This is a genomic window from Variovorax sp. CF313, from assembly GCF_000282635.1.
Classification (GTDB): Bacteria; Pseudomonadota; Gammaproteobacteria; order Burkholderiales; family Burkholderiaceae_C; genus Variovorax.
The window spans coordinates 14217-33503 of the sequence record NZ_AKIW01000002.1 but is presented as its reverse complement, the minus strand read 5'-3'; the positions used below and the strand labels follow the sequence as shown (position 1 = coordinate 33503).

The following is a 19287-nucleotide window of genomic DNA, read 5'->3' as shown; positions in this document are numbered from 1 at the left end:
TGGCATGAAGCCTCTTTGTTGAACGGAGGGCGGATGGCGCCCTCCTCTGCGCGAGCAGCGATCAGTCGTTGGCGTAGATGTCCACGTTCTTCGTTTCGCGGATGAAGAGCGTGCCCACCACCAGCGTGACGCCGGCGATGATGATCGGATACCAGAGGCCGTTGTACATGTTGCCGGTGGAGGCCACGATGGCGAAGGCGGTGGTTGGCAGCAGGCCGCCGAACCAGCCGTTGCCGATGTGGTACGGCAGGCTCATCGAGGTGTAGCGGATGCGCGTGGGGAAGAGTTCCACCAGCATCGCGGCGATCGGGCCGTAGACCATCGTCACCAGCAGCACCAGCCAGAACAGCAGCAGCACCGTCAGTACCTTGTTCATCTTCGCGGGGTCGGCCTTGGCCGGGTAGCCCGCGACCTTCAGGTCTTCGGCCACGCTCTTCTTGAAGGCGGCGATTTCCTTGGCGGAGCCCTCGTCGAACTTGGAGTTCACGACGTTGCCGACGGGCGCCTCGACCGACTTGTCGCCGATCTTCACGACGGCCTTCGAGCCCGGCGCGCCGGCCACGTTTTCATAGCTCACCGAGTTCTGCACCAGGTAGCGCTTGGCGATGTCGCACGAGCTCCTGAAGTCGATCTCGCGGGCCACCGGGTTGCCCTGGAACGAGCAGGTCGCAGGGTCGGCCGTCACCGTGACGCCGGCCGTGGCCTGTGCACGGGCCAGGTCGGGGTTGGCGGCTTCGGTCAGCATCTTGAAGACCGGGAAGTAGGTGACCACGGCCAGCAGGCAGCCGGCCATGATGATCGGCTTGCGGCCGATCTTGTCGGACAGCGTTCCGAAGACCACGAAGAACGGCGTGCCGATCAGCAGCGCGGCGGCGATCATCAGGTTGGCCGTGGTCGCATCCACCTTGAGCTGTGCCGTCAGGAAGAACAGCGCATAGAACTGGCCCGAATACCAGACCACGGCCTGGCCTGCCGTGAGGCCGACCAGCGCCAGGATCACGATCTTGAGGTTCTTCCACTGGCCGAAGGATTCGGACAGCGGCGCCTTCGAGGTCTTGCCCTCGGCCTTCATCTTCTGGAAGGCCGGCGACTCGGACAGCGAGAGCCGGATCCACACCGACACGCCGAGCAGCAGGATCGACACCAGGAACGGAATGCGCCAGCCCCAGTCGTTGAACACCGCTTCGCCCATGCCTTCGCGAACGCCCAGGATCACCAGCAGGCTCAGGAACAGGCCGAGCGTGGCGGTGGTCTGGATCCACGAGGTGTAGGCGCCGCGCTTGCCGTGCGGCGAGTGCTCGGCCACGTAGGTGGCGGCGCCGCCGTACTCGCCGCCGAGCGCGAGGCCCTGCAGCATGCGCAGCGCGATCAGGATCACCGGCGCAGCGACGCCGATGGTCGCGTAGCTGGGCAGCAGGCCGACGATGAAGGTCGACAGGCCCATGATCAGGATCGTCACCAGGAAGGTGTACTTGCGCCCGATCATGTCGCCCAGGCGGCCGAACACGATGGCACCGAACGGACGCACCAGGAAGCCCGCGGCGAACGCCAGCAGCGCGAAGATGAAGGCGGCGCCCGCATCGAGGCCGCTGAAGAACTGCTTCGCGATGATCGCGGCGAGCGAACCGTAGAGATAGAAGTCGTACCACTCGAACACGGTGCCGAGCGAGGAGGCGAAGATGACCTTCTTCTCCTCCGAGGACATGGGCCGGGGGGCCGGATGCGGCACTCCCCGTGAATCTAGTGTGGCTGCCATTGCGTCGTCTCCTGTGTGTGTGCGTTCATGCGGCGCCCGACTGTTTCGGGACCGTGAGGCATTCTTGGAGGCGCGACTGACCCGAGCCTTGCGCGAAACTGAACCGGTGCTTACGGTTTAAGGTGAAACCCGCGGGGCGCGTTTCAGGTTGTAAGAAATCCGGGGGTCACTCAGTTTTTGCTGCTGCGCAGCAGGGACGGGCGCTGGTCCGCCGAGGTCCATTGCGGGCCGTCGAACCACGCGTCGCCCGACAGGTAGGCGCGCAGCATCTGCAGGCCGTCGAAGCCCCAGAACAGGCGGCCGTCGACCACATAGGCGGGCGTGCCGAACACGCCGAGCTGCAGGGCCTCGTCGGTGTTGCGCTTGAGGAGGGCCTTGCTCTCGTCGCTGTTCGCGTCGCGCTTCGGCGCCAGCTGCGCGGTGAGCGCGGCGAGGCGCGCGGCGTCGCCCGCGTCTTCGCCGCCGCGCCACACATGGCGGAAGATGGTCTCGGCCACGAAGCGGCTGATGCTGCCGTCGTCACTCGTCGACACTGCCAGCCGCAGGTGAGGCAGCGGGTTGTAAGGGTGCGAGGCGGGCATCTCGATCCGGATGCCGTTCGTGTGGCCCAGCCAGAGCACGTGGCGGTAGGTCCAGCTGCGCTTCGACGGAATCTCCGCCGGCCCGAGCTGGCCGTGCTGCTTGAGCAGCGCCCCCAGCAGCACGGGCTTGTAGGCCACGCTGCAGCTCAGGCCTTCGAGCGCCTCCGGCAGGTGCTCGAACGCGAGGTGCGCGTAGGGCGAGATGAAGTCGAGATAGAAGTCGATGTGCTTCATGCGGCGTTGTCTCCTGAAGCGCGCCAGATGCCGGCCCGCGCCCGCAACTCTATCGCGCGCCACACGTGGCGTCGCGTTTCGTCCTCCATCCGGCTCCAGCCAGCGATCTCCGGGATGGTGCGCAAACACCCTTCGCAGAAGCCGCTCAGGCGGTCCATGCGGCACACGGAAGAGCACGGCGAGGGCACGTCGTCGGCCATGGCCTGCACGGCCACGGCGCGCTCGGCCAAGGTCTCGGCCTCGTCGAAGTTCACACCACGTCCGCCACCGGCGCGCCGGTGAGCTTCTCGAGGTCGTGCGGGCGCAGCTGGAACACCGCATGCGGATGGCCCGCGGCCGCCCAGATCTCCTCGAAGCGGAACAGCTCGCGGTCGATCAGCACCACGGGCTTGGTCACGTGCCCGACCGGCGACACGCCGCCGATGGTGAAGCCGGTGCGCGCCTTCACGAAGTCGGCGTCGGCGCGGCCGGTCTTGCCGACCAGCGCATCGACCTTCTTCTCGTCGACGCGCCTGTCGCCCGAGGTAATGACCAGCACCGCCGCCTCATCGCTCTTGCGGCGGAAGATGATGCTCTTGGCGATCTGGCCGACCGAGATGCCGAGCGCGTCGGCCGCCTGCTGCGCGGTGCGGCAGGCGTCGTCGAGCATGCGCGGGGCATGCGGATGGCCGGCGTCCTGGAGCACGCGCGAGACGCGCTGGACACCGTCGGGAAGGGAATGGAGTTCGGAGCCGCACATGGCAGGTTCAGCAGGTTCTGGGTTCATCGAGGCCCCAGAGCATACGGAAAAGCCTGCGCCGCCGCCCGGGGTGCACCAATGCGAAGAGCGTCGCGGCGCCAAGGCGCACGACGCCCGTGCGTCCGGTGCCGGGCCCGGGGCGGTTTCGGTGCGCAACCGGCCGGCCAGGGCGGCCGCGGCACCCGCACGATCGGGCATGGATATTGCTTATCCCTCGATTCACAGTGCCTCCGCTAACGACGGCGGGGTTCAAGCGAGCCGGCGGCCGACAAGCCGCGAACTCGTCTGCTCCAACCCAATTTCGCATCCGTTCCGTCGCGGGGCTCTGCTGCCGCTGTCTGCCACGACAGCGCGGCGCTGCACCTTCAAGGGCCGGCTGCGTGCAGGACCCCCAATGAAGATCGCAGTCATCGGCCACGGCATGGTCGGCCACAAGTTCCTCGAGCAACTCCACGAGCTCGGTGTCGCGAACGCGCAAGTCACCGTGCTGTGCGAGGAGCCCCGCCCGGCGTACGACCGGGTTCACCTGTCCGAGTTCTTCGCCGGCAAGACGGCGGAAGACCTGTCGCTCGTCGAGCCGGGCTTCTTCGAGCGCAGCGGCTTCACGCTGCGCCTGGCCGCGCGGGCGGCAGCCATCGAGCGGCGCAACAACACCGTCACCACGGCCGACGGCGAAGTGGTGCACTACGACAAGCTGGTGCTTGCGACGGGCTCCTTCCCCTTCGTGCCCGCCGTGCCCGGCCGCGACCGCCCGAACTGCTTCGTCTACCGCACCATCGAGGACCTCGAGGCCATGAAGGCCTGCGGCGCCCGCTCGAAGAGCGGCGTGGTCGTCGGCGGCGGCCTGCTGGGCCTGGAATGCGCCAAGGCGCTGCGCGACATGGGCCTCGAAACCCACGTCGTGGAGTTCGCACCGCGCCTGATGGCCGTGCAGGTCGACGAAGGCGGCGGCCGCGCCCTGCGCAACAGCATCGAGGCAATGGGCCTGCACGTGCACACCGGCCGCAACACGGTGGAGATCACCGACGGCGCGACCGCCCGCCACCGCATGGTGTTCGCCGACGGCACGCACCTGGAAACCGACATGATCGTGTTCTCCGCCGGCATCCGTCCGCGCGACGAACTGGCGCGCCAGAGCGTGCTGGCCGTCGGCCCGCGCGGCGGCGTGGCGGTCGACAGCCACTGCCGCACCAGCGACCGCAACATCTACGCGATCGGCGAATGCGCGTCGTGGAACGAGCAGACCTTCGGCCTCGTCGCACCGGGCTACGACATGGCCCGCGTGGCCGCCAGGCACATCGCCGGCCAGGACGACGCCGCCTTCACCGGTGCCGACATGAGCACCAAGCTCAAGCTGATGGGCGTGGACGTTGCAAGCATCGGCGACGCGCACGGCAAGACGCCGAAGTCGCGCGCCTACCAGTACGTCGACGAGCGCAAGCAGATCTACAAGAAGATCGTCGTCAGCGAGGACGGCAAGCAGCTGCTGGGCGCGGTGCTGGTCGGCGATGCCGCCGAGTACGGCACGCTGCTGCAGATGGCGCTCAACGGCATCGCGCTGCCCGCCGACCCTGAATTCCTGATCCTGCCGTCGAGCGACGGCAAGGCCAAGCCGGGCCTGGGCGTCGATGCGCTGCCCGACACCGCGCAGATCTGCTCGTGCAACAGCGTCACCAAGGGCCGGATCTGCGAGGCCGTGGGCGAGGGCGCGTGCACCGTCGCCGAGCTGAAGGCCTGCACCAAGGCCGGCGCCACCTGCGGCGGCTGCGTGCCGCTGGTCACGCAGGTGATGAAGATGGAGATGTCCAAGCGCGGCATGGCGGTCAACAACCACCTGTGCGAGCACTTCCCCTACTCGCGCCAGGAGCTCTACCACCTGATCCGCGTGGGCGAGATCCGCAGCTTCGCCGACCTGCTGGCAAAGCACGGCAAGGGCCTGGGCTGCGACATCTGCAAGCCGACGGCCGCGAGCATCTTCGCTTCGTGCTGGAACGAGTTCGTGCTGAAGAAGGACCTGGCCAGCCTGCAGGACAGCAACGACTACTTCCTCGGCAACATCCAGAAGGATGGCACCTACTCGGTGGTGCCGCGCATGCCGGGCGGCGAGGTCACGCCCGACGGGCTGATCGCGGTGGGCCAGGTGGCGAAGAAGTACGGCCTGTACACCAAGATCACAGGCGGTGCGCGCGTGGACATGTTCGGTGCGCGCGTCGAGCAGCTGCCCGCCATCTGGGAAGAATTGATCGCGGCCGGCTTCGAATCGGGCCATGCCTACGGCAAGTCGCTGCGCACGGTGAAGAGCTGCGTCGGCTCCACCTGGTGCCGCTACGGCGTAGACGACAGCGTCGGCCTGGCCGTGGAACTGGAGAACCGCTACAAGGGCCTGCGCGCGCCGCACAAGATCAAGTTCGGCGTGTCGGGCTGCACCCGCGAATGCGCGGAAGCGCAGGGCAAGGACGTCGGCATCATCGCGACCGACAAGGGCTGGAACCTCTACGTGTGCGGCAACGGCGGCATGAAGCCGCGCCATGCCGAACTGCTCGCGAGCGACCTCACCAAGGCCGAGCTGATCCGGCTGATCGACCGCTTCCTGATGTTCTACGTGCGCACGGCCGACCGCCTGCAGCGCACCAGCACGTGGCGCGAGAACCTCGAGGGCGGCCTCGACTACCTCAAGGATGTGCTGCTGCAGGACACGCTGGGCCTCGGCGACGAGCTGGAAACACAGATGCAGCGCGTGGTCGACACCTACCAGTGCGAATGGAAGACCGCGGTGAACGACCCCGTCACGCGCCAGCGCTTCCGCTCCTTCGTCAACAGCGAGAAGCCGGACGAGCACATCGTTTTCGTGCAGGAGCGCGGCCAGATCCGCCCCGCCCGCGTGGAAGAGCGCGGCGAAGCCGCCTCCGACGTCTCGATGGCCTGAAGAACACCCAAGGAAATCCCATGACCCAAGACAAGCTCCAGTGGACCCCGGTGTGCGCGGCCACCGACATCCTGCCCGACACCGGCGTGTGCGCGCTGGTCGACGGCGTGCATGTCGCGATCTTCAGCGTCGGCCATGAGCAGGCGCTGTTCGCCATCGACAACATCGACCCGAAAGCGGGGGCCAGCGTGCTGTCGCGCGGGCTGGTCGGCAGCCTGGGCGAGCGCATCGTCGTGGCTTCGCCGCTCTACAAGAACCACTTCGACCTGCGCAGCGGCGAATGCCTGGAAGCGCCCGAGCACTCGGTGCGCGCGCATGCCGTGCGCGTGCAGGAAGGCCGCGTGCTCGTCGCGCTGGCTTGAGGCCCCAGTCTCCCTTTTCAGTTTCGTCTCCATCGCTTCCAAGGAACCAGAATGGCCTATCTAGCCCCCGCCGAATTCGTCACCAAGATGGTGGACGCCGGTGAATCCAAGCTGCTGATGTCCACGCGCGACACGCTCATCCGCTCGTACATGGCGGGCGCGATCCTCGCGCTGGCGGCGGCCTTTGCCGTGAGCATCACCGTGAACACCGGCAATGCGCTCGTTGGCGCGATGCTGTTCCCGGTGGGCTTCATCATGCTGTACCTGCTGGGCTTCGACCTGCTGACCGGCGTGTTCACGCTGGCACCGCTGGCCGTGCTCGACAAGCGCCCCGGCGCCACCTGGGGCGGCGTCATGCGCAACTGGGGACTGGTGTTCACTGGCAACTTCGCGGGCGCGCTGACGGTCGCGGTGTTCATGGCCGTCATCTTCACCTTCGGCTTCAGCGAGGCGCCCAACGCCATCGGCGAGAAGCTCGGCCACATCGGCGAAGGCCGCACCATCGGCTACTCCGCGCATGGCGCCGCCGGCATGCTCACGTTGTTCATCCGCGCCGTGATGTGCAACTGGATGGTTTCGACGGGCGTGGTGGCGGCCATGATGTCGACCACCGTGTCGGGCAAGGCGATCGGCATGTGGATGCCGGTCATGGTCTTCTTCTACATGGGCTTCGAACACTCGATCGTCAACATGTTCCTGTTCCCCACCGGCCTGATGCTGGGCGGCAAGTTCACGATCATGGACTACCTGATCTGGAACGAACTGCCCACGGTGCTGGGCAACCTCGTCGGCGGCCTGACCTTCGTCGGGCTGACGCTCTACTCCACGCACTACAAGACGGCGCCCAAGCGCGCCGCCAGCTGAGCCGGCCTGGATGCCGCGCAAGGCATTGCGCGTGACGCTCGGCCAGCATTCGCTGGCAGGGCGCAAATCGCCGGTCAACCAGGACTTCCACGGCGCCATGCTGCCCGAGGGGGCGCTGCGCGCCTCCAAGGGCATCGCGGTGGCGCTCGCCGACGGCATCGGCTCCAGCCGCGTGAGCCAGGTGGCGAGCGCGGCGGCCGTGCGGGGCTTTCTCGACGACTACTACGCAACCTCCGACGCGTGGTCGGTGCGCCGCTCCGCGCAGCGGGTGCTGGACGCCACCAACTCGTGGCTGCATGCGCAGACGATGCGCAGCGACGCGCGCTTCGACAAGGACAGCGGCTACGTCTGCACCTTCAGCGCGCTGATCCTCAAGGGCCGCGACGCGCACCTGCTGCACGTCGGCGATGCGCGCATCTACCGGCTGCATGCCGGCGCGCTGGAACAGCTCACCGAAGACCATCGCGTCAACGTGTCGTCGGCCGAGTCGTACCTCGGGCGCGCTCTGGGCGCGGGCGCCAATGTGGAGATCGACTACCGCTGCTGGCAGGCTGAGGCGGGCGAGGTCTACCTGCTGGCCACCGATGGCGCGTACGCGCATCTCGACAGCGGCACGGTGAACGAGGTGCTCGGCCGCTGCGGGGACGATTTCGACGCGGCCGCCCGGCTGCTGGCAGAAACCGCGCAGGCCAAGGGCAGCGACGACGACAGCACGGTCCAGCTGCTGCGCATCGACGAGCTTCCCGAAGCCGACGCGCCGCATGCGCAGCTGCAGCGCGAAGGCCTGGCGCTGCCGCCAGCCCTCGCGCCGAGGGACCGCTTCGAGGGCTTCACGCTCGTGCGCGAGATCCACATGAGCGCGCGCAGCCACGTGTACCTGGCCACCGACGAGGCCACGGGCCAGCCGGTGGTGCTGAAGCTCCCGTCGATCGACCTGCGCGGCGACCCCGACTACCTCGACCGCTTCGTGCTCGAGGAATGGGTGGCGCGGCGCATCGACAGCCCGCACGTGCTCAAGGCCAGCACCGTCGAACGCACGCGCAGCCACCTGTACGTGGCCATGGAGTACGTGGACGGCCAGACGCTGGCGCAGTGGATGGTCGACCACCCCCGGCCCGCGCTGGACAGCGTGCGCGGCATCGTCGAGCAGCTGGCGCGGGGCCTGCAGGCGCTGCACAGCAAGGAAATGCTGCACCAGGACATGCGCCCCGAGAACGTGATGATCGACCGCACGGGCACCGTGAAGATCATCGACCTCGCCGCCACCCACGTCGCGGGCCTGTCCGACGGCAGCGGCGAGCGCCGGGCGCTCGCCATCGAAGGCACGCTGCAGTACACCGCGCCGGAATACTTCACCGGCCATGGCGGCACGGCCCGATCCGACCTGTTCTCGCTGGCGGTGATCGCCTACCAGATGCTCGCCGGCCAGCTGCCTTACGGGCTGCAGGCGTCGCGCATCCGCTCACCCGCCGATGTCGGCCGGCTGCGCTATGTGCCGGTGCGGCATTTCCGTCCCGACCTGCCTGCGTGGGTCGATGCCGTGCTGCAGAAGGCGCTGCAGCCGCAGGCGGCGAAGCGGCAGGAGGCGGTGTCCGAATTCGCGCACGACCTCAGGGCGCCGGGGCCGGAGTTTCTTCGCCCGCGGTCACCCGCGCTGATCGAGCGCCGGCCGGTGCTGTTCTGGCAATGCACGACGGTCCTGCTGGCCGCGGCGGTGATCGTGCTGCTCGGGCTGCGCGCCTTCGGGCGCTGAAGAAGACGAAGCCGCTCAGCCGGCGCGCTTGGTGCGGATCGCCTTCGACGCGCGCGAGTTCGGTTCGCGGCCCAGCGCCTCGCTGATGTAGACGCCCGCGTCGATCAGCTTGTCGAGATCGATGCCGGTCTCGATGCCCATGCCGTGCAGCATGTAGACCACGTCTTCGGTCGCCACGTTGCCCGTTGCGCCCTTCGCGTAGGGGCAGCCGCCGAGGCCGGCCGAGGACGACTGGAAATTCCACACGCCCAGTTCGAGCGCCGCCAGCGTGTTGACCAGCGCCTGCCCGTAGGTGTCGTGAAAATGGCCGGAAACGGCATCGACATCGAAGTGCGCCAGCGTGGCCTCCATCGCCCCTTGCACCTTGCGCGGCGTGCCCACGCCGATGGTGTCGGCCACGTCCACGCGCTGCACGCCAATGCCCTTCATCAGCTGCGCGAGGTAGCCGACCTTGGCCGGCGCGATCTCGCCTTCATACGGACAGCCCACGGTGCACGACATCGCGCCGCGCACGTGGATGCCCTTCTCGCGCGCCGCGGCCACCACGGGCGCGAAGCGTTCGATGCTCTCGGCAATCGAGCAGTTGATGTTCTTCTGGCTGAAGGCCTCGCTCGCGGCGCCGAACACCACGATCTCGTCGGGCCATTCCTCGCGCGGCGCGGCGATGGCGGCCTCGAAGCCCTTCATGTTGGGCGTGAGCACCGAGTAGCGCACGCCGGGCTTGCGCACGATGCCATGCATCACCTCGGCGTTGTCGGCCATCTGCGGCACCCACTTGGGCGAGACGAAGCTGGTGACCTCGATCTCCTTCAGGCCCGCGTCCTGCAGGCGGTGCACGAGGCCGATCTTGACCTCGGCCGAGACGGGCTGCTTTTCGTTCTGCAGGCCGTCGCGCGGGCCGACGTCGACGAGCTTGACGCGGGTGGGGAGTTTCATGGGATGTCTCTTGTGTCGCGGGAGGATGAAAGGCCGTCGGCCATTGTCCGACACATGGAAATGCCCTGCCAGGCACACAGGCCGCGGAAGGTAGCAATGCGCGCCTGCGGGGTTGCAAATGGTGCCAACCGCACGGCACCCGGGCTCGGACGCAGACCGAAGCGGGCGCTAGACGGTTCCCCGCTGCTCGAAGCCGCCGGGCATGCCGCCCGCGGCGACAGCGTCGAGGCGCTCGTCCACGTCGACCGCATCCACGCGCGCACCGTCCGGCCCCTGCTGCGCCCAACGGACCAGCGCTTCGACCGCGCCAGCCTCGCCGATCGCCAGCGCTTCCACGCTGCCGTCGCGCCGGTTGCGCACCCAACCCTGCACGCCGAGCCGCTGCGCGGCCTGCACCATCGACCAGCGATAGCCCACGCCCTGCACGACGCCGCGGATGACGAGGTGGCGAGCGACGGTGATGGCGTTGTTCATGGCATTGCGATCAGTACGACTTGGGCAGCCCCAGTGCCTTCTCCGCGATGAAGTTCAGGATCATCTGCGGGCTCACCGGCGCGATGCGCGGGATGTAGCTCTCGCGCAGCAGGCGCTCCACATGGTATTCCTTCGCATAGCCCATGCCGCCCAGCGTGAGGATCGCGTTCTGGCAGGCATCGTGCGCCGCCTCGGCCGCGAGGTACTTGGCGGCATTGGCCTCGATGCCGCAGGGCTCGCCCGCGTCGTACAGCGTGGCGGCCTTGAACACCATCAGGTCGGCGGCCTCGAGGTTGGCCCAGGCCCGTGCGAGCGGATGCGCCACGCCCTGGTTCTGCCCGATGGGCCGGCCGAACACGATGCGCTCCTGCGCGTACTGCGAGGCGATGCGCAGCGCCGCGCGGCCGATGCCGATGGCTTCCGCAGCGATCAATATGCGCTCGGGGTTCAGGCCGTGCAGGATGTACTCGAAGCCGCGCCCTTCCTCGCCGATGCGATCCTCCTGCGGCACTTCGAGCCCGTCGATGAAGAGCATGTTCGAATCCACCGCCGCGCGGCCGAGCTTGTGGATCTCGCGCACCTCGACCTTGCTGCGGTCCAACGCCGTGTAGAACAGCGTGAGGCCTTGCGTGGGCTTCTTCACCTGGTCGATCGGCGTGGTGCGCGTGAGGATGAGCATGCGGTCGGCGACCTGCGCGGTCGAGATCCATATCTTGCGGCCGTGCAGCAGGTAGCTGCCGCCGGGCTGGCGCACCGCCTGCGTCTTGAGGCTGGTGGTGTCGAGCCCCGCGTCGGGCTCGGTCACGGCGAAGCAGGCTTTCTCGGTGCCCGCGATCAGCGGCGGCAGGAAGCGCTGGCGTTGGGCCTCGCTGCCGAACACCACCACCGGGTTGAGCCCGAAGATGTTCATGTGCACCGACGATGCGCCCGACATGCCCGCGCCCGACGCGCTGATGGCACGCATCATCAGCGCCGCCTCGGTGATGCCGAGCCCCGCGCCGCCCTGCGCCTCGGGCATCGCGATGCCGAGCCAGCCGCTCGCTGCAACGGCGCGGTGGAATTCATGCGGGAACACGGCGCGATCGTCGTGGTCGCGCCAGTAGTCGGCGGGGAAGTCCTCGCAGAGGCGTTCGATGGCCGCGACCAGCGAGCGCTGGTCTTCGTTCAGGGAGAAGTTCATTCTTTGCTGTCCTTCGGTGGGTCGGGTTGCAGCGTGACGCCGCGTTCGAGCATGCGGGCAATAGCCTCGTCGCCATATCCCGCTTCGCGCAGCAGCTCCACGCTCTGCTCGCCGATGCGCGGCGCGGGCCGGCGGATGGCGGTGGGCGTGGCGCCGTAGCGGCCGACCGGCGCGAGGGTGCGGATGCGGCCCTCGGTCGGGTGGTCGAGCTCGGGGTAGAAATCGACGGCGCGCAGGTGCGGATCGTCGAGCAGGCTCTCGGTGCTGTGAAGGCGCGCGACGGGGATATCGGCAGCATCGAGCGCGGCGAACCATTCGTCGCTGGTGCGCGTGGCCATCGCTTCGGCGACGAAGGCGTACACCGCGCCGATGTTCGCGGCGCGCGCGGTGTGCGTGCCGAACATCGGCGAATCGCGCAGCCCGGGGCGGCCGATCAGGTCGAAGAAGGCCTGCCAGTGCTTGTCGTTGTAGATCAGCACGCTGAGGTAGCCGTCGGCCGTGGCGTAGGGCTTGCGGTGCGGTGCGAGCAAGCGCGCATAGCCGGTGGGGCCGAGCGGCGGCTCGAAACTGTGGCCGCCGAGGTGGTCGCCCATGACGAACTGCGAGAGCGCTTCGAACATCGGCACCTCGACCGCCTGGCCCTTGCCGGTGCGTTGCGCGTGCAGCACGGCGGCGAGCAGCGCGATGGCGGCCTGCAGTCCGACGGCGCGGTCGGCGAGCGTGACGGGTGCATAGCGCGGTTCGCCGCCGCTTTGCTGCGCGAACAGCGAGGCCACGCCTGCCGCGCCCTGGATCAGGTCGTCGTACGCGGGCCTGCCGGCGTAGGGCCCCTGCTCGCCATAGCCGAAGGCGCCGAGGTAGACGATCTTCGGATTGGCCCCGGCCACCGCGTCGTAGTCAAGCCCGAGCCGCGCCATCGCCTGCGGCCGCGTGTTGTAGATCAATGCATCGCAACTTGCCGCGAGCTTCAGGCAGGCCTCGCGCCCTTCGGGCTGCTTGAGGTCGAGCACGATCGAACGCTTGTTGCGGTTGAGGTGCAGCGCCATCGCGCCCATGCCGGGGTGGCGCATGGGGCCGACAGCGCGCAGGTTGTCGCCGCCGGGCGGCTCGACCTTGATGACGTCGGCGCCGAGGTCGCCGAGCGTCTGCGTGGCGTAAGGCCCCATCACCACGGCCGTGAGGTCGAGGATGCGGATGCCTTGGAGAGGTCCGGAGGTGTTCATGTCTTCGCTCCTTCCCCCGCTGGGGGAAGGTCGGGACGGGGGCAGGCAGGGCGCCAAGCAGGGACGCCGCTTGCCCCCACCCCTGCCCTCCCCCAGCGGGGGAGGGATAAAGTCGGATCACTCATTCGGGTTGAATCCCCGCAGCCTGGATCAGCTTCTTCCATTTCGCCAGTTCCGACACCGTGAACGCCCCCAGCTCCTCGGGCGTACTGCCGAAGGCATCGAAGCCCAGCTTGCTCACGCGCTCGCGGAAGGCCGCGCCGTTCGCCATCTCCGACAGCGCCTTGTTGAGCTTCAGCACGATGTCGCGCGGCGTGCCGGCCGGCGCGAACACGCCGTTCCACGAGGTGATGTCGAAGCCTTTCAGCTCGGGCGTGTCGGCCAGCGGCGGCAGCTCGGGGAAGAGCTTGGTGCGCTCCTGCGTCGTGACCGCAATCGCGCGCATCTTGCCGGCCTTCACCGTCGCAAGGCCCGCGGCGAGGTCGACCACCATCATCGACACCTGCCCGCCGATCAGGTCGGCAATGGCCGGCGGCGTGCTCTTGTACGGCACGTGCAGCATCGGCACGCCGCTCATGCGCGACAGCGTGGCGCCGCTCACGATGCCGGTGCTGTTGCCGCTCGCATAGGTCAGCTTGCCGGGGTGCGCACGTCCCCAGGCCAGCAGCTCGGCCACGCTCTTCACGGGCAGGTCGTTGTTCACCACGAGCATGAACGGCAGGTTGCCCATGCGGCTCACGGGCGCGAAGTCTTTCACCAGGTCGTAGGGCAGCGACTTCATCAGGCTCGGGTTGGCCGAGTGCGTGGTGTTGGTGGTCATGAACAGCGTGTAGCCGTCGGGCGGCGCCTTGGCCACGGCTTCGGCGCCGATCACGCCGTTGGCACCGGCCTTGTTGTCGACGATGACCGAGCCCTTGAGCGCCTCGCCCAGCATCTGCGCGGTGATGCGTGCCACAGCGTCGGTGCCGCTGCCGGCCGCGAAGGGCACGACGATGCGTATCGGCTGCTTCGGGTAGCCGTCCTGCGCAAAGGCCCAGGGCACTGCGCTGGCGAGGCCCGTGGCGGCACCGATGGAAATGAAACGGCGGCGGTTCGCCACCGCGACCGATGGCTCGGTCGCGTTCTTCGTTGTCTGCATTTGCTTGTCTCCGGGTGGTTGTCGTTCAGGGCCGGATCACGCGCTCCGGCAATTCCTCGTACGGCGGGCTGTAGATCACCAGCACGCGCACCGGCTCGTCGCTCACCACCGTGAAGGTGTGCATCGCGTCGGCCGGAAAAAAGCAGCTGTCGCCAGGGTGCAGCTCCTGCCGCTGGCCACCCACCTCGGCGACTGCACGGCCTTCGAGCATGTAGCAGACCTGCTCGATGCCCGGGTGCGCGTGCGGCAGCGCGCCCTTGCCCTTCTGGATGTGGCCGACCAGCACTTCGAGCTGCTTCGCGCCCACGGTCTCGGGGCCGATCAGGCGCTTGTTGAGCGTGCCGGTATGGTTGGCCGGGTGGTAGCCGTCGATCTCGTCCTCGCGGACGAAGTAGCGGGGGGTGCTTGCAGTCATCGGGGACTTTCGGTCTTGGGTTCGATGGCGAGGCAGGCCGAGCGCAGCATCGCCGCGATCTCCTCGATGCGCGCCTCCATGCGGTAGCGCGGACCGGCGACCGAGATGGCATAGGCCTCGCCGCCGATGCGCAGCGGCCAGGCCAGGCCGATCAGGTCGGGAATGCTTTCGCCGAGGTTGCCGTACCAGCCGCGCGCGGCAGAGCGCTGCAACTCGGCTTCGATGGCATCGGCGGCGGTGAGCGTGGCGTCGGTCAGCGGCGCGAGCGTCATGCCGTCGAGCAGCTTGCGGCGCGCTTCGGGCGTGAGCGTGGAGAGCAACGCACGCCCCAGCGAGTTGGCGTAAGCCGGGCGCGTCTCGCCCGACTCGGCCGTGTAACGAATGCTCTGCGGCGCGCTCAGCACTTCCAGGTACACCACCAGGCCCGCATCGCGGAACTTGGCGAACACCACGGTTTCGCGCGCAGCATCGCGCAACTCCTCGAGCGTGGCCTTCACCCGGTCGAGCACCGGGTCGTGGGCGGCGATGACCTGCGCCATCGCGAGCAGCCGGCCCGTCGGGTAGTAGCCCTGGCGGCGGCCGGTTTCGTACATGTAGCCCTGCTCTTCGAGCGTGCGGATCAGGCCCAGGCAGCTCGACACCGGCATGTCGAGCAGGCGCGCCATCTCGGACAGCGCCAGCGGCTGCTTCTCGCGAGCGAAGAGCTCGACGATCTCGATCACGCGGAATGCAGTTTTCACAGTCATGAAAATATTTTCATGTTTATGAAAAATCGGCGCTTCGGGGTTTCCCCTGCCCGCCTTGCGCCGCGGCGGGCTCGCAAAAGGTGACGCCGCCGTCAGTACCCGCGCGCCGGATCGACCACGCCGGCGATCGGCAGGCCCTGCTCCATCGCCCGGATCTTCCCGGCGATCTGCGCAATGGACTCCTCGCGCAGCGTGCGCGCCGAGCCGTGCGGCGTCACGGTGATCTTGGGATGCCGCCAGAAGGCGTGGTCGGCCGGCAGCGGCTCGACCTGGAACACGTCGAGCGTCGCGCCCGCGAGCTGGCCGGCGTCGAGCATCGGGATCAGGTCGTCTTCCACGAGGTGCGCGCCGCGCGCGATGCTGATCAGGTAGCCCTCGGGCTTCAGCTTGCCCAGCGTGTCGCGGTTGAGGATGCCGCGCGTCGCCTCCGTCAGCGGCAGCAGGTTCACGAGCACGCGCGTGGACGACAGGAACTCGTCGAACTGCGCCTCGCCGCTGAACACGCGCACGCCGTCGATCTCCTTCGGCGAACGGCTCCAGCCCAGCACCGGAAACTCGAACTGCGCGACCGCCTTGGCCACGCGCTCGCCGAGCACGCCCAGACCCATGATCCCGACCGGGAAGTCGCGCCGCAGCTTCGGCTTGCGGTAGCTCCACTTGCCCTCGCGCGCATCGGCCTCGTAGGCGTCGAGCTCGCGGAAGTGGCGAATGAGCGTGTGGCAGACGTACTCCGCCATCTGCACCGACATGCCCGCGTCGTCGAGCCGCACGATGCGCGTGTGCGCCGGCACCTTCAGCTTGAGCAGCGCATCGACGCCCGCGCCGATGTTGAAGATGCCGCGCAGCTTCGGCTGCTCGTCGAGAAACTCCTGCGGCGGCGCCCACACCACGGCATGGTCGGCCTGCGGCGCGCCGGGCCTCCAGGCCTCGATGACGGCATCGGGTAATTCGGCCTTGAGGCCCTCGATCCAGGGGTCCGGGCGGTTGTCGGTGAGGTAGACGGTGATTCGCATGGGGACGAATCTTAGTGAAGGCGCTGGCGCGGCGTTCGGGCCGCACGCGAAGGAGATCAGGGACGGCGTCAGCGACGGGGTGGTGGGCTGACCCCGGGGGTCAGGGGGTCAACCCGCCTTGATGCGGCGACGGCGCCACAGCACCCCAGCTGATACGGGCGGACGCCCGCAACGGGGTTAACTATTTTTCAGGCTGCGGCGGCACTCATTCGCAACAATTCCTCGCCTTCGGCCACCTGCTCGCCCGGCGCGAACATCAGCTCGTCCACCGTGCCGTCGGCCGGTGCCGCGATGGTGTGCTCCATCTTCATGGCCTCCATCACTGCGAGCGGCTGGCCGCGGCTGACCTTGTCGCCGGCCTTGACGGCAAAGGACACGACCTTGCCGGGCATCGGTGCCGTGAGCCGGCCGCCTTCGGCGTGGGTGTCGCCCGCATGGGCGAGGCGGTCGATGGCGGTAATCTTCGTCGCGCCTTTCGAGGCGAAGACGTGGGCCGTGGCGCCGTCGACGTGCACGTCGAGCGTCTGGCGCGTGCCGGCGAATTCGACCTCGAATTCACCGCTCGGGAACTGGCCGATGACCAGCGGGCCTTCGGCACCGCCGGCTTCGAGCCACAGGCCGCCGTCGCGCTTGTAGGTCAGCAGGGCGGTCTGCTCGGCACCGCGGAACTCGAAGTCGAAGTGGCGCCGGTACTCGCCCAGCGAGCGCCAGCCGTCGCGCCGCGCAAAGGGATCGGGCATCTTCGCGGGCCACTCGGTGATCAGCGTACGCGTGATCGCGGCGGCCGCGGCCAGCGGCAGTCCCAGCGGCTCGCGGTCGAACAGCACGGCGCGCTCGCGCTCGATCAGCGCGGTGTCGAGGTTCGCCTTCGAGAACGACTCGGTCGCCAGGATGCCGCGCAGGAACTGCACGTTGGTCGACACGCCCACGATCTGCACTTGCGCGAGCGCCGCATCGAGCCGGGCCAGCGCCTCGGCGCGCGTGCTGCCGTGCACGATCAGCTTGGCGATCATCGAGTCGTAGAAGGGCGAGATCTCGCCGCCCTCGCGCACGCCGTCGTCGATGCGCACGCGGCTGCGCTGGAAGGCGGTCGCCTGCGGCTTGCGATACACGCGCAGCGTGCCGGTGGCGGGCAGGAAGTTGTTGTCGGGGTTCTCGGCGCAGATGCGCGCCTCGATGGCGTGGCCGTGGATCTGCAGCTCCGCCTGCTTCGCGGGCAGCGTCTCGCCCGAGGCCACGCGCAGCTGCCATTCGACGAGGTCCTGGCCGGTGATCGCTTCAGTGACGGGGTGCTCGACTTGCAGCCGCGTGTTCATCTCCATGAAGAAGAAGTTCATCTCGACGGAATCGGCCCCCACGCTCGGCACTGATGTGTCCTCGCTGCCCCCCGAGGGGGCGCTCGCTTGCTTGAGGCGGCCCGGCGCTGCGCGAGTTTCGCGCTGCTCGACGATGAACTCGACCGTGCCAGCGCCGACGTAGTTCACGGCGCGCGCCGCAGCGACGGCGGCCTCGCCCATCTGCTTGCGCATCGCCTCGGTCATGCCCGGCGCGGGCGCTTCTTCGAGCACCTTCTGGTGGCGGCGCTGCACCGAGCAGTCGCGCTCGAACAGGTACACGTAGTTGCCGTGCGTGTCGCCGAATACCTGGATCTCGATGTGGCGCGGGCGCTGCACGTACTTCTCGATCAGCACCGCGTCGTCGCCGAAGCTGTTGATGGCCTCGCGCTGGCAGGAGGCGAGCGCGGCGGCGAAGTCTTCCGCCTTGTCGACTGCGCGCATGCCCTTGCCGCCGCCACCCGCGCTGGCCTTGATGAGCACCGGGTAGCCGATGCGGTCGGCCTCGCGCTGCAGCAGCTGCGGGTTCTGGTCGTGGCCGTGGTAGCCGGGCACCAGCGGCACGCCGGCCTTTTCCATCAGCTGCTTCGACTCGGCCTTCAGCCCCATCGCCTTGATGGCCGAGGGCGGCGGGCCGATGAAGACCAGGCCGGCGTCGGCGCAGGCCTGCGCGAACTCTTCGTTCTCGCTCAGGAAGCCGTAGCCCGGATGTACGGCCTCGGCGCCCGTGGCCTTGGCCGCTTCGAGGATCTTTTCCCAGCGCAGGTAGCTGTCCTTCGGGGCACTGCCGCCGAGGTGCACCGACTCGTCGCAGGCGCGCACATGGTTGGCATGCGCGTCGGCATCGGAGTACACGGCGACCGTGCGAATGGCCATGCGGCGTGCCGTTGCAGCGACCCGGCAGGCGATCTCGCCACGGTTGGCAATCAGGATCTTCTTAAACATTCGGAGTGTCTCCCGGAGGATTCTTTTTCAGTTGAAACGCGGGCACGACGCCCGGATCGGGTCGGCCGCTGAAGATGCGGGCCACGCGGCTGAACAGCGCCTTGAGGAAACGCCAGCTCTTGCGGATCAGCCACACGCTGAGCACCAGCACGAAGACGAACAGCACCAGAAAGACCAGCGGATGCGCCACCGCGAGCCACAGCCCCGCCGGCACCATCGTGTCTTCGACCAGCGAAGCACCCACGTTCGAGAACGGCTCGGGCGAGGTGTTGATGGCCGCGCGCGTCGTCGCCTTGGCCGCGTGCGCGGTGGCAGCGAAGCTGCCGCCCAGCAGCGCGGCGACGATGGCCATCACACCATGGTCGGCGCCGAACACGCTGGCTGCGAGCGCGGCACCGGCCGGGATGCGGATGGCGGTGTGCACCACGTCCCACAGCGAATCGAGGCCGGGGATCTTGTCGGCGAAGAATTCGACGAACACCATGAAGCCACTGGCTGCGATGACCACCGGATGCGCCAGCAGTTGCAGCCCGCTCGGCAACGGCACCCAGCCGAAGTAGCCGACAAGTCCGGTCAGCAGCACGACGAGGTAGAGCCGCACGCCACTGGCCCAGCCGATGGCGGCGGCCAGTGCGAGCAGCTGGGGCATGTCGAGTGCGTTCATCGCG

General features: G+C 68.3%; 18 protein-coding genes. 4 read left to right on the top strand and 14 right to left on the bottom strand.

Features of this window, described 5'->3' with window-relative positions; genetic code table 11:
• Positions 1–61: 61 nt before the first annotated feature.
• The 4 genes from PMI12_RS00565 to PMI12_RS00550 form a co-directional block, all read right to left on the bottom strand.
• Positions 62–1756: an MFS transporter gene (locus PMI12_RS00565; protein ID WP_007827871.1), complete on the bottom strand. Its 1695-nt coding sequence runs from the start codon at positions 1754–1756 to the stop codon at positions 62–64.
• Positions 1757–1926: 170 nt separating this feature from the next.
• Positions 1927–2571: a 2-hydroxychromene-2-carboxylate isomerase gene (locus PMI12_RS00560; RefSeq protein WP_007827868.1), complete on the bottom strand. Its 645-nt coding sequence runs from the start codon at positions 2569–2571 to the stop codon at positions 1927–1929.
• Complete coding sequence (locus PMI12_RS00555) at positions 2568–2825, bottom strand: DUF1289 domain-containing protein (protein WP_007827867.1); 258 nt, start codon at positions 2823–2825, stop codon at positions 2568–2570. Before PMI12_RS00555 ends, PMI12_RS00560 begins: the two co-directional genes overlap by 4 nt.
• Complete coding sequence (locus PMI12_RS00550; protein ID WP_007827866.1) at positions 2822–3310, bottom strand: YbaK/EbsC family protein; 489 nt, start codon at positions 3308–3310, stop codon at positions 2822–2824. Before PMI12_RS00550 ends, PMI12_RS00555 begins: the two co-directional genes overlap by 4 nt.
• Before the next feature lie 394 nt (positions 3311–3704).
• On the opposite strand from PMI12_RS00550, the gene nirB reads away from it, so the two are divergent.
• From nirB to PMI12_RS00530, 4 genes are read left to right on the top strand one after another with little or no spacing between them, the layout of a single operon-like run.
• Entirely contained in the window at positions 3705–6236 is a 2532-nt protein-coding gene (gene nirB, locus PMI12_RS00545) for a nitrite reductase large subunit NirB (RefSeq protein WP_007827865.1), read from the top strand.
• Positions 6237–6256: 20 nt separating this feature from the next.
• The gene (gene nirD, locus PMI12_RS00540; RefSeq protein ID WP_007827864.1) at positions 6257–6598 is read left to right on the top strand and encodes a nitrite reductase small subunit NirD; all 342 of its coding nucleotides are present in this window, start codon (positions 6257–6259) and stop codon (positions 6596–6598) included.
• A gap of 51 nt (positions 6599–6649) precedes the next feature.
• Positions 6650–7462 carry a formate/nitrite transporter family protein gene (locus tag PMI12_RS00535; RefSeq protein WP_007827863.1) on the top strand — a complete coding sequence of 271 codons (813 nt, stop codon included), beginning with the start codon at positions 6650–6652 and terminating at the stop codon, positions 7460–7462.
• Between the two features lie 10 nt (positions 7463–7472).
• Positions 7473–9215 (top strand): bifunctional protein-serine/threonine kinase/phosphatase, encoded by a 1743-nt coding sequence (locus tag PMI12_RS00530; RefSeq protein WP_007827861.1) that lies wholly within the window; start codon positions 7473–7475, stop codon positions 9213–9215.
• Positions 9216–9230: 15 nt separating this feature from the next.
• On the opposite strand, the gene PMI12_RS00525 is transcribed toward PMI12_RS00530, so the two are convergent.
• The 10 genes from PMI12_RS00525 to PMI12_RS00480 form a co-directional block, all read right to left on the bottom strand.
• Positions 9231–10151 (bottom strand): hydroxymethylglutaryl-CoA lyase, encoded by a 921-nt coding sequence (locus tag PMI12_RS00525; RefSeq protein WP_007827858.1) that lies wholly within the window; start codon positions 10149–10151, stop codon positions 9231–9233.
• A 168-nt stretch (positions 10152–10319) separates the two neighbouring features.
• Positions 10320–10625: an acylphosphatase gene (locus PMI12_RS00520; protein ID WP_007827848.1), complete on the bottom strand. Its 306-nt coding sequence runs from the start codon at positions 10623–10625 to the stop codon at positions 10320–10322.
• A 10-nt stretch (positions 10626–10635) separates the two neighbouring features.
• On the bottom strand, positions 10636–11805 hold the full coding sequence (locus PMI12_RS00515; RefSeq protein WP_007827846.1) for an acyl-CoA dehydrogenase family protein: 1170 nt from the start codon (positions 11803–11805) through the stop codon (positions 10636–10638).
• Complete coding sequence (locus PMI12_RS00510; protein ID WP_007827844.1) at positions 11802–13028, bottom strand: CaiB/BaiF CoA transferase family protein; 1227 nt, start codon at positions 13026–13028, stop codon at positions 11802–11804. Before PMI12_RS00510 ends, PMI12_RS00515 begins: the two co-directional genes overlap by 4 nt.
• A 121-nt stretch (positions 13029–13149) precedes the next feature.
• Positions 13150–14166, bottom strand: coding sequence for a Bug family tripartite tricarboxylate transporter substrate binding protein (locus PMI12_RS00505; RefSeq protein ID WP_007827841.1), 1017 nt, complete (start codon positions 14164–14166; stop codon positions 13150–13152).
• A gap of 25 nt (positions 14167–14191) precedes the next feature.
• On the bottom strand, positions 14192–14581 hold the full coding sequence (locus tag PMI12_RS00500) for a cupin domain-containing protein (RefSeq protein WP_007827840.1): 390 nt from the start codon (positions 14579–14581) through the stop codon (positions 14192–14194).
• Complete coding sequence (locus PMI12_RS00495; protein ID WP_007827839.1) at positions 14578–15327, bottom strand: IclR family transcriptional regulator; 750 nt, start codon at positions 15325–15327, stop codon at positions 14578–14580. Before PMI12_RS00495 ends, PMI12_RS00500 begins: the two co-directional genes overlap by 4 nt.
• Before the next feature lie 92 nt (positions 15328–15419).
• Entirely contained in the window at positions 15420–16340 is a 921-nt protein-coding gene (locus PMI12_RS00490) for a 2-hydroxyacid dehydrogenase (protein ID WP_007827838.1), read from the bottom strand.
• Positions 16341–16528: 188 nt separating this feature from the next.
• Positions 16529–18619: an acetyl/propionyl/methylcrotonyl-CoA carboxylase subunit alpha gene (locus tag PMI12_RS00485; RefSeq protein WP_007827837.1), complete on the bottom strand. Its 2091-nt coding sequence runs from the start codon at positions 18617–18619 to the stop codon at positions 16529–16531.
• Positions 18612–19283: a DUF4126 domain-containing protein gene (locus PMI12_RS00480; RefSeq protein ID WP_007827835.1), complete on the bottom strand. Its 672-nt coding sequence runs from the start codon at positions 19281–19283 to the stop codon at positions 18612–18614. The genes PMI12_RS00485 and PMI12_RS00480 overlap by 8 nt, the downstream gene beginning before the upstream one ends.
• Positions 19284–19287 lie beyond the last annotated feature (4 nt).